This is a genomic window from Alteromonas sp. MmMcT2-2, assembly GCF_022348305.1.
Lineage (GTDB): Bacteria > Pseudomonadota > Gammaproteobacteria > Enterobacterales > Alteromonadaceae > Alteromonas > Alteromonas macleodii.
Genome location: NZ_JAKRFA010000068.1, coordinates 1 through 10,091, shown reverse-complemented (window position 1 = coordinate 10,091; position 10,091 = coordinate 1). Strand labels below are relative to the sequence as shown.

Below are 10,091 nucleotides of genomic sequence, written 5' to 3'. Positions count from 1 at the left end.
TAGGCTCCAAGCTGAAAGTAAACCACCTCCGCAGCCATTTATTGGTGTGGTCTACAGAGGATTATGTCTTTTTAGAGGGGAAAATCCCTAGAACCCCATTATGTGAAAAACATTATGGCATATTGTTAATTATGAATAGTTTATTGTATTTAAAAGAAGGTGCATTTGCTGAGCGACTCACCGATAAGGCGATCACCAGAGTCATCGCTCAGGAAAGTAAAGATGATGAACTTAAGTTTTTTGTTTTTGCAATTAACGCTGATACTAAAACAGCATACGTTATGCGTCACGGGCGTACTAATGAACTGCGGACATGGCGCTTGGATAATTTGGCGAAATTTCTAAAGCTTCATTCTGTTGAGAATTTTGAAGTCCAATACGTCAGATAAGAAATTTAGTGAGTCCATAATGGAATGCATTTTTAAAGCGAGGGAACATCTGGAAAGAATTTGGCCGTTAACAGAGTTATGCTCTGCGCCGCCGACAACTCGAACAATACTTGTTTCTTCGATGTTGTTTGTTAGTTTGAATCACTGCGATGCCATTCAGATGCTTGCACAAAAACGCAATTTCGCATCCGCTTACGCCTTACTACGCCCATTATTTGAAACGACGTTTCGTGCAATGTGGCTACACAGATGCGCGACAGATGCACAAATCGATAAATCTATTCAAAAAGATGAGTGGAAAAGTGCATGGACTTTGATCCAGGAAGTCGAGTCCAGTATCCGTCAACCTCCTCTTCTTTCCCGAATGTGGGAAGACATGCGCCCATTCATGCACAGTTTTACCCATGGAGGCATCCAAAACGCAGGGAGACAGGTTGGCCAGGGCAACATAATTACGCCTAACTTGAGTGATGAAGAAGTACGCCATTTGATGCAAAAGGTTGGTGTTTTCTCTTGGGTGATTTTAAAAGAGCTTATTGACTTAACTGACAGTGAAAACCTTGTTAGAGATTTTGAACAGATCGGTACGTCACTTAATGAATGGGCATTTGCTATAGCTAGGGAATGAGTTAGATGATTGGTCTGATTGCAGACACAAAAAAGCCCGTTTGGACGACGGGCTGATTTGTTTGCGTATTGGAGTACGCATACCTTTAGACAACTTAAATATAGAACATCTATAAGATAATATCAAATCCCCTCTTATCAAATTCATAATGCATGTATATAATAACAGTGCTCTGAAGGCGTACTTTGATGTGAGTTATTAGGCATATTAAACCTCTTTTTTTACCTAATTTATCTCGGGCCGTTGCTTGGACAACAATGGCTGCTTCCTAAACTTACTGGGAGTACGCATACCTTTAGACGGTAAGTACCGGTCTGACGAGATAACTGTGAAGGAAGCAGATGACTGGCCATACTCCCTCCCACCAAAGGAGGACGTTCGAATGGTTGAAATAGTTATTTTAATATTAACTGTTATCGCTCTACTGTTATCGATTGCAGTATCAGTGAAGCAACTTAGCTCGAAAGATTAATTGAGGGCTAGAACGGAACTAAAGGGGGCTTTATGCCCCCTTTTAATAACAATGTCTTTTTGCTAGTTTAGCAATTTCACAGCATTCGGCTGGATGTAGATATGGTCTTTTGTATCCCACACCCTGGTATCCACTTTCGCACAGCCTGTTTCTTTCTGATATTCTGCGCGATTGCGAACCCAACCGAGCAATCGTGATATTGTTATGTTGAATCGTGCCATGGCTTCAGTATTCATTTTTATGTGGCGGTTACCGTTCCCGTAATACCTAATTTGTACCAAGTCCAATTCCTTGCCATCAGGACCAGTGCCCCGAATGGCTAATTTATCCCCTGCGGTCATTTTTGAAATGTCTTCAGTTAAGAACAAGTTGCCATAGCCAAGCAATTTCATGACCACAAGTAAATCATTGGTAAAGTCCCGGGCGCTTTCATTCAGTCCACGCTGCCAGTCATAAGTACCAAAGTTCCCCCATGAGCTATAAATAAAACGGTAATCAAGCGTAATCTTACATTGTTTATAGTCATCGGTATTGTTGTGCCGCCACCGATCGTTATACATCCGTTCATTCGAACTGTAATAACGCTTTATTGAACTTTCACAGCTCAGGTCACGAAAGACAGAAATCAGACTATCTTCGACCAGGTTGTTCGCATAATTTATCGAGAAATCAACAATGTAAAGCGCGTTCTTCAACGTAAAATCAAGCGCATTGCTACTTAACGTCGTTAAAAGCTGGTTTTTGAATTTTGTAGTAAGCCGGCTGGAGATTGGGGTTAAATGCGTAAATAGTAAGTCCCAGTAAATATTTCTCATACCAAAAAGCTTATTCTTTACAGACTCTCGGATAGCGTCATATTTTACGCCTAATTCAGCCAATAACGATGAGTCGATCTTGCTGATAGCTTTGTACTGCTCGAGTATTTGCTGCATGTCTTGTTCGTAGTGATCGAGTAATGCGGCAAGAACCCCCTCAGATTTTACCAGTTCATAGCTTCGTGTGCCTTGTTTGGCCATTTCAGCCCGGATCCGCTCCTTCTCCACAAATTCATTGAATTTATCGGTGGTTTCTGAGTGTGTTTTAACCAAGCCTAGTTCACCCTCGATGAACAGCTGGAAACTGCAATTCCCGCTGACGCCGAGCTTTGGCTTGTAGCCTTCGCGGATTAATTTTTTCTTCTCTATGCGAGCTTGATCCAGTTCTCCAAAATAAAAACACACCAGGTCAACAGGTGCTCTCGCGGCTCTATCTGCACCGATAAAATCTGATTCTGCGATAATTTCTACATTAGTGATATCGCGCCGTTTGATGACATCTTTAATAGCCTTGTCCTTGCGCCAACGCCGCGGTAGTACAGCATAAAGGGCTTTAAAGTTAAGCTGACCCAAGATAGTTTGGATCCAAGCAGAGAATTCCGAGAATGGGGGATTAGTAAAGCCAAAATCGGTGCTTTTTGAAATAAAATTCGTTTCCCAGAAATCGGTACCTATCAAGACTATTTCTTTTGACGCATATTGTTTTATCTGTGTCGTCGCTTTTTCGATGGCAAACCGTTTAACCACTTTTCGTGAATCAATCTCTGCAATAGTGCTGGCTAGTGCAGATAGACAACGACCGTCGCCGGCGCCGATGTCGAGGATTCTTATTGGATCGTCGTATCGATTGGTAACTTCATACGTAGCAAATAACTGTCGTATATGCCCGGAGACCGCTTTTAATTGCTCTTCGGTGGTGGGATAAAATTCATAGTCTTCCCCAGCGTCTTTAAGTTCTTTGACTAACTGTAAAGTGGACTTTGTCGGCACGTCATTAGCCGGTGCATCATTAAAAAGCTCTGCTTGCATTCCCATTGAAGTTATCCTCGGTGGTTGATGCTGATAGTTTCATCCATGACGCAAACCTGGCAACAAATTGGGATTTTTGGTTGGACCGATGGTATTTTCCCCCTCTATTTGCCAACCCCCCAATATTGCTGATTTAACCTATGAGAAATCATCCAAGTAGGAATTCATATGGAACGCCGGAATCAGCCATCTTTCGACATGACAGCCATGCTGCAATTTGCAATCTGTCTTGCTGCGCTTATTGGGTTTGGTTGCTATATCATGTTGGCTGAAGAACCAGTCAAACAGTTGCTTTCACTTGAACTTGGACCACTGCTGATCGCGCTGGCGATGGCTTCTTTAATTGGCTTAATAAATTCAATTTACTTGATGGGGCGGGTTGCCAGATGAAAACCCAAACAATGATGAGTGCAAGTGAAGTTCGTGTGGACTGCCCGTATTGCCACTCCCAACAAGACGGATTCATCGGCGACCCTAGAAACGAAACCGTCGACTGTGAAGACTGCGGAAAAACGTTTCATATACCCCCGGACGCTGACATTGAGTTGAGGTAGCTCATTCAGGAACCAAATATACGTTCGCGCCAAAAAGCAATGCAACGGGGGATTGGGGCAACTCATGCACTTTAATCCCAACATTTCGTTCAAAGAAGACATCCCTTACGAAAGGCTGATAAGTTACCGTGTAAACGCGCTTAAGCTTGCTGAGGTCTAAGGAGCCGTTAAATGCTCCTAAAACATTACCCCTGACATAGGCATGTACGCATCGTTTTCGCTCTCTGAGTGTTCGTCTACGCCCTGCAAGTGACACGACAAAAGAAGGGTTTGAAACTACGAAGATATTTGCATAACCAGATACTTTGCCCCGGTTTGCCCCTTTTCGCTGTTTGCATGAATAAAAGCCTGGGGAATTCAGGTTGCGGTAGAAATCGGCCTGTTCACCTATTCGTGTGACTCTCTCAACGCATTGGCCATTAGCCTTTATAAGCGATGTCATAGTGCCATTTTCCATTAATGAGTGACCGTTAATTGCTGTCAACCACGATTGAGTAGATTCAGGCATCATCGAGTCTTGCGCAAAATCAAACATAGTGAAGTTCCTTAAATACAAACACCGTATTCCAATAGAAGAAACGGGCCACAAAGTGGCCTCAGAAAGGCATGGCAATAGTTTGGTTGTCACCATTCACACTCGTCACCGGGATCAATGTTTGTTGTTTCGCCTTTTCTTGCATTGATTGCAGCTTGGCATCTTCAATTTCACATTTCCTCGCTCTGAGCTTATTCACCCAACGTTGCACCGCTAACTCGTCAGCTTTTATGCCCGTCTTTTCTTCTAAGGAAACTTTCACCACTTCTTTTTTGACAGTTTTGAAAGCCATGGTGTGCCCAGTCACCTTCTCAAGCGCTACCATTTGCGCGTAAGAGTCCGGGTAGCGCCTTGCGCCACACTGGAGGTCATTTATATTGCTCATAATGCAAAATTGACACGACACTCTATCGTTTCCCCCCTCTCGCCTTATTACCTGGCCGTTTTCGTAGGCCGTTTCATAGACGTGAAAGGGTACTTCGTTGTTCTGATAGATTGCTTCAAATGTCTCTTGTTTTGAGTAATGGAAAATGGGTAAAAAATCATAAACCACGCGCTTACCACTCTTGAGTGTTAACCGAGAGTTGATAAAAAGAGGGCTGCGCTTACTGCGGGGAACACTCTCAGCCGAACGCAGCCCAATACAGTTGTAGGCAATTCTGATTTTTCTTTCAGCACAAACCTTGCGTATAAGCTTATCGATAGGGCCGGTCTTCAGCGTAGAGGTACAATTCCGATACCTCGGTGAAGGCCACATCATTCTCTCCAAAACCATGTCTACAAAGTTCTTAGTCTCACATTCAACAATGTAGAGTGGAATTGACTTAGGCTTGAAGCGCTTAATATGTTCGATGATCCCCGGATGCTCAACCTCACCAAGGTGAGCATGCACATAGATAATTTGAGATGCTGGTACCAGAGATTGAATGAGTATAGCCATAGCACACGAATCAGAGCCGCCACTGGTGCTTACAAAGAATAAAGCCCCCTGTTTGGCATGGTGACGAACAATCGCTTCTCGCTCTTCAATTGATTCTGCAGCGAGTTTGTTTTCCCCATTAAAGTCAAAAAACGTTAATTGCTGGCAAGACATCGGCTCATCTCGATAGTGAAGATGTATTCACTATCAAGTGTTTTGGAATTGCGGCTACAAACCGGGCTCAGCGTGTGCGGAAAGGAAAGATTCTTTGCCGAATCCATCTTTGCCAAGAATTGATTAGACCCATCTATTTTTCATTGCCTAACGCCTTGAAGAGAAAAAATGAGTGCTAATGTGATCGTACATTATTGACAGGAGCCACAACACAATGAGCACCATAGATGAAGAAATGTTAATTCACGAACCAAGCACCTCTAACTGGTTGAGACAACAAATAGAAGCCTCGAAGAGCAGGGATCCCGTCGATGCGCTCACTGATGCTGAGTTGCTAGTAGAAATCCTTGCTCTAAGGCTGCGGCTCGTAGAAAAGCAATATAGCCAGTCACACCAAACGTCTTTCAAAGGCATTTAGTTCAAATGAAAAAGGTGAATTACTATGCACTGTCGCTGAAGATGTTTCTTTGGCTACTGTCTTTAGCATTAACACAATCGATATTTCCAATATCTGACTATTTACTAATAATCGTTGCCGTCATCGGCCTTGCTGTTTTAGAAGATAAAGCAGTCACTACATCGTTAAAGTAAGAAATATATGAAAACAGCGAAGGCCCGTTCATTTATTAAATATCCAGGTTCCAAATTGCTGATGATGGACCGATTATTAAAGCATGTACCGGCTAAAGGCAGTTTGCTAGTCGAAGCATTTTGTGGAGGATGTTCACTGTCATTGAATACAGACTATCAACATTATTGCCTGAACGATGCCAATGCGGATTTGGTGAGTCTTTATCGAATGGTTCAGCGCGATCATGTCTCTGTTATTAGAGAAGCTAGTCGGTTATTTACGCAATCAACTAACACGCACGATTTTTACTATCAAATACGAAATCATTTCAATGCCAGCTCCGATAGAGAAGAAAGGGCAATATTGTTACTTTACCTATCAAAGCATTGCTTTAATGGGCTACTCAGGTTCAATGCGAAAGGCGAGTTCAACACCCCTATGGGACGTTATAAAAATCCGTATTTCCCCATTGCTGAAATCACGTATTTCGCAGAAAAGTTTGCTAGTGCTGAATTTTACTCATTGGACTTTGTCGACTTTATCCAACAGGTCACAATGAAATTACCTCAGTATTCAGGAGTGAAGTCGTGCTATTTAGATCCACCGTACTTGCCGTTAGATGGGCAAGGACAAACTTTCACACAATATACAGCTGAAGGCTTTAAAACAGAAAGACATATGGAGATTGATAGACTCTCCAGCTCAATTAGGCCGCATTTTAGCCATGTGCTTGTGTCCAACCATTATTGCAAAACACTAAAGGCCACATACAAGAGCGCGAAACGTGTAATTCGTTTCAAAGTGAGCAGGACGATATCCTCTAAAGCCAGACGTCCTGCTTCTGAAGTGCTTTTATATTACTAAACTTTTAATCAACCTGTCCTTTGTAGTCCCATATTTCCACATCTTCAGGCCTTAATTCTTTTATGGCCCAGTGCCCTATAATTTTAAAAACGCCATTGCTGAATACCGCGTCCAGCCTTGCTGTAGGCGATTTGCTATACAGCACGACCTGGCAATTTTCTTCGGGTAAATCGTTCTCGTCTTTTGTCACAGTTGGATATTTATTGGACCCTAAGAATTTATTCTTATAAGGTTAATTAACGTGGGAAGTTAAGGGATGGTAACTGAAAATGTATAAAATAAAAGATGGATTTCTTCCACTTGATGAAACGTTGGCCATAAATCGAGCCGGTCGACGTAAGGCATTTAGAAATCCCAAAAACTCGATTCAAGATAAAACCAATTCATTTAGCACTTTAACCAAACGTCAATATGCTGGAGTGGAATTAGAGGTAACCCCTCCAGGGTCTCGAAGAACAGCATGGGTTGCAGCCGGCGTCAGTCCGGTAGAAACGGTTTTGGCAGTAATGACTGGCGTCAGTACTTTAGCAACTGTTGGGTCATACTTTTATGCTAGAAGCAGCGCTAAGATGAAAAAAGTACAAATCTGTACACATAAATTCCCAGCCTCACGGAGAATCTGTAGGCAGCCTATCGGTCTCTCTGAAATAAAAATTATTGAAGGGAAAGAATACCTGGCCAGCTATTGCTCAGCCGGCCATCAAAATTTGGTCAGAGTAATCGAGGCAATGGAATCTAAGAAAGCCAGTCATTCAAGCAAGTCTGTTGAGGAAAACATCTGAACCATCGTGGCTGGAGATAAGAATGCCAAAAATTGGCAGTGCATGTCCGAATTGTTCTGATGCCGGCGTGCTGTATTTAGATGAGCTATATGTGAGGTGCGATAATTGTGATTATGAGCGATTTTCGACCCAAGCTGAACTGGACAGTTATATTAATGACGACAAGTTTAAGTCTGATCCCAATCATGAGAGGCTACTTACTCTGATTGAAGAAGAACCCGTCATCAAGCGCAGAGACAGCCGCCCTCTGGGCATGAGAGACTTCACCATCAAACGTTAGTTGGACATCGAATTGATACACAATAATTCATTGATGGACGTGATAGGGATTTACCTTTCACGAAAGAAGAGATATCTGTCTGGAGTGCCAGACAAGCAACTTGCAGAACGTCAATGGCAATTACTAAACAACACGTTCGAGCTTGATAGCGTCAGTATGGTAGTACCTCGTAACGAGGATCTAAATCCGCATGCAAGATTGAGCCATGTGCTCGCGGAGATGTCACTTCGCCCAGGGGGAATAGGTTATTTCCAAGCTAAATACCCCCTAGATAAGGCTACAACGGCGATGTTGGCGCCAAGTGAAACGGTGAAATACAAAGCCCAGAAAATACATCGTTGTCTCAAGGAAAATTGTGATAACAAGTTGTTCCGGTTCGGTAGCTACCAATTCATGCATGAGCTTCACCAAGACGGCGGCATATTCTTTCAAAGTGCTTCAAACTATAAGCACTCTGATAACTGATCTGCTTTAATCAAACAGGACACTTTAATAATGGAATATAATCCAATTATTGAGGTGTTAAATGACAAAACGAACAAACAGAAGTTACACGGCTGAATTTAAACAAGAAGCTGTCAAATTGGTAACCGAGCAAGGCTACAGCGTACCAAAAGCAGCAGCGTCTTTAGGTATCACAGATAAGTTACTTTATCACTGGAAAGCTAAATTCGAGGCTGAGCAATCTGGAGCCAGTTTAAATGCGGATGAACGAGCAGAGCTGCTAAAACTACGTAAGGAAAATAAAGAGCTAAGGATGGAAAAAGAGATTTTAAAAAAGGCCAGCGCCCTCCTGCTAAAGGAAACCAAGTAACGTTTAAAACGATTAAGCAGTTATCTTCGGCATTTCCCGTAGTTAAGCTCTGTAAAGTGATGAAAGTAAGCCGTAGTGCTTATTACGCTTGGCTCAAACGGCCAGTCAAAATCATCACAGCAGAGCAACTGAACTTATATCGAATGGCAAAGCACTTCTTCGAGAAAAGCAGAAATAGCTTAGGTTATCGGGAGCTTAGAAAGAAGTTACGCAGAGAGGGCTTTAACGTCAGTGATTATGGCGTTCAGAAGTTAATGGCAACACTTGGCTTAGTTGTGACTCAACGAGTGGCATACAAGGTGACAACCAAACGCAAACACAGTGATGCTGTTGCTGATAACCTGTTGAACCAGAACTTTAACCCTGTTGCACCAAATCAGGTCTGGGCTGGTGATGTGACTTACTTAAGAACAGGTGAAGGCTGGATGTACTTAGCCATTGTTATGGACTTATATTCACGCCGCATCGTTGGTTGGCATATCGACAAACGAATGACGACTGACTTAGTAAGCAAAGCTATGATGAAGGCTTATAACTTGCGCCAACCGCCTAAAGGCTTAGTGTTTCACTCGGATAGAGGCTCACAATACACCAGTAAGCATTATCGTAAATTGCTAGCCAATTTCGGTATAAGAGCGAGCATGGGTGATGTTGGTGCTTGTTGGGATAATGCGGTAGTTGAAAGGTTCTTCGGCAGCTTAAAACATGATTGGCTATTGAAAATACCACAACCAACTCGTGAACATATGAGAAATGATGTAACTGCGTATATGCGCTATTACAACTTAGAGCGACTTCATACCGCTAATGGTGATCTGTCGCCAATAGAATATGAGCAAAGTTCCTTAAGAAAAGTGTCCTGATTTAGTTGCGCAGAACACGTTTGGTGCTACATTTAATGTGTACAATGACGGCTCATACCCAATGCTTAGTATTGGCTATAGATATTAGCTATTACATTAACCCAACCTTCTTTAAGCTAGAGCTCCTTTTCTTCACTTCTTCAACATAAAGCCAATTACATTTAGAAATTGGCTCAACCTATTGTTATTACAGCAGTTCTATTAAAATTGCGTGTTGGCCTATATAAATATCAAATTTAGTCACTATTTAGTTACTTGATAAATGTAATTTTTATTATACTTTTAAATTAGTTAAACGCATTTTGACGTGCTCCAATAGATTCACACAGCCAGTTAAGGGATAATTATCTCAACTGGAGTGTATATGAAAACGCGAAAAAGCTATTCAAAAGAATTCAAACT

General features: G+C 42.2%; 13 protein-coding genes. 10 read left to right on the top strand and 3 right to left on the bottom strand.

What is annotated here, in order from left to right; all coding sequences use genetic code 11:
- Both MHM99_RS19865 and MHM99_RS19860 read left to right on the top strand, forming a co-directional pair.
- Nucleotides 1-389 (top strand): hypothetical protein (locus tag MHM99_RS19865; protein ID WP_239220370.1); only part of this gene is annotated, 389 nt, incomplete at its 5' end.
- Between the two features lie 19 nt (nucleotides 390-408).
- Nucleotides 409-1,017: a DUF5677 domain-containing protein gene (locus tag MHM99_RS19860; RefSeq protein WP_222936700.1), complete on the top strand. Its 609-nt coding sequence runs from the start codon at nucleotides 409-411 to the stop codon at nucleotides 1,015-1,017.
- A gap of 534 nt (nucleotides 1,018-1,551) precedes the next feature.
- Here MHM99_RS19860 and MHM99_RS19855 read toward each other — a convergent pair.
- On the bottom strand, nucleotides 1,552-3,339 hold the full coding sequence (locus MHM99_RS19855; protein WP_187447685.1) for a DUF4942 domain-containing protein: 1,788 nt from the start codon (nucleotides 3,337-3,339) through the stop codon (nucleotides 1,552-1,554).
- A 162-nt stretch (nucleotides 3,340-3,501) separates the two neighbouring features.
- Here MHM99_RS19855 and MHM99_RS19850 point away from each other — a divergent pair, with 162 nt between their 5' ends.
- Both MHM99_RS19850 and MHM99_RS19845 read left to right on the top strand, forming a co-directional pair.
- Nucleotides 3,502-3,723, top strand: a complete 222-nt coding sequence (locus tag MHM99_RS19850; RefSeq protein WP_187447684.1) for a hypothetical protein — start codon at nucleotides 3,502-3,504, stop codon at nucleotides 3,721-3,723.
- On the top strand, nucleotides 3,720-3,887 hold the full coding sequence (locus MHM99_RS19845; protein WP_239220369.1) for a hypothetical protein: 168 nt from the start codon (nucleotides 3,720-3,722) through the stop codon (nucleotides 3,885-3,887). The genes MHM99_RS19850 and MHM99_RS19845 overlap by 4 nt, the downstream gene beginning before the upstream one ends.
- A gap of 1 nt (nucleotide 3,888) precedes the next feature.
- Here MHM99_RS19845 and MHM99_RS19840 read toward each other — a convergent pair whose 3' ends face one another.
- Nucleotides 3,889-4,422, bottom strand: a complete 534-nt coding sequence (locus MHM99_RS19840; protein WP_187447682.1) for a hypothetical protein — start codon at nucleotides 4,420-4,422, stop codon at nucleotides 3,889-3,891.
- Nucleotides 4,423-4,483: 61 nt separating this feature from the next.
- A complete protein-coding gene (locus MHM99_RS19835) occupies nucleotides 4,484-5,515 on the bottom strand; it encodes a phosphoadenosine phosphosulfate reductase family protein (protein WP_187447681.1) in 1,032 nt (343 codons plus the stop codon).
- 214 nt (nucleotides 5,516-5,729) lie between these two features.
- Between MHM99_RS19835 and MHM99_RS19830 the strand changes: the two genes are divergently transcribed.
- The 6 genes from MHM99_RS19830 to MHM99_RS19805 all read left to right on the top strand — a co-directional run bounded on the left by MHM99_RS19830 (nucleotide 5,730) and on the right by MHM99_RS19805 (nucleotide 9,689).
- The gene (locus MHM99_RS19830; RefSeq protein WP_187447680.1) at nucleotides 5,730-5,933 is read left to right on the top strand and encodes a hypothetical protein; all 204 of its coding nucleotides are present in this window, start codon (nucleotides 5,730-5,732) and stop codon (nucleotides 5,931-5,933) included.
- A 180-nt stretch (nucleotides 5,934-6,113) separates the two neighbouring features.
- Entirely contained in the window at nucleotides 6,114-6,950 is an 837-nt protein-coding gene (locus tag MHM99_RS19825; RefSeq protein ID WP_187447678.1) for a Dam family site-specific DNA-(adenine-N6)-methyltransferase, read from the top strand.
- A gap of 269 nt (nucleotides 6,951-7,219) precedes the next feature.
- On the top strand, nucleotides 7,220-7,732 hold the full coding sequence (locus MHM99_RS19820) for a hypothetical protein (RefSeq protein ID WP_187447676.1): 513 nt from the start codon (nucleotides 7,220-7,222) through the stop codon (nucleotides 7,730-7,732).
- Between the two features lie 22 nt (nucleotides 7,733-7,754).
- Nucleotides 7,755-8,012, top strand: a complete 258-nt coding sequence (locus MHM99_RS19815) for a hypothetical protein (protein WP_187447675.1) — start codon at nucleotides 7,755-7,757, stop codon at nucleotides 8,010-8,012.
- A gap of 12 nt (nucleotides 8,013-8,024) precedes the next feature.
- Entirely contained in the window at nucleotides 8,025-8,477 is a 453-nt protein-coding gene (locus tag MHM99_RS19810; RefSeq protein WP_239220368.1) for a hypothetical protein, read from the top strand.
- A 61-nt stretch (nucleotides 8,478-8,538) separates the two neighbouring features.
- Nucleotides 8,539-9,689 (top strand): IS3 family transposase gene (locus tag MHM99_RS19805; protein WP_085929704.1). Its coding sequence is split into 2 segments (ribosomal slippage): nucleotides 8,539-8,815 and nucleotides 8,815-9,689, totalling 1,152 coding nucleotides; the frame shifts between segments, so codons are not numbered across the junction.
- Nucleotides 9,690-10,091 lie beyond the last annotated feature (402 nt).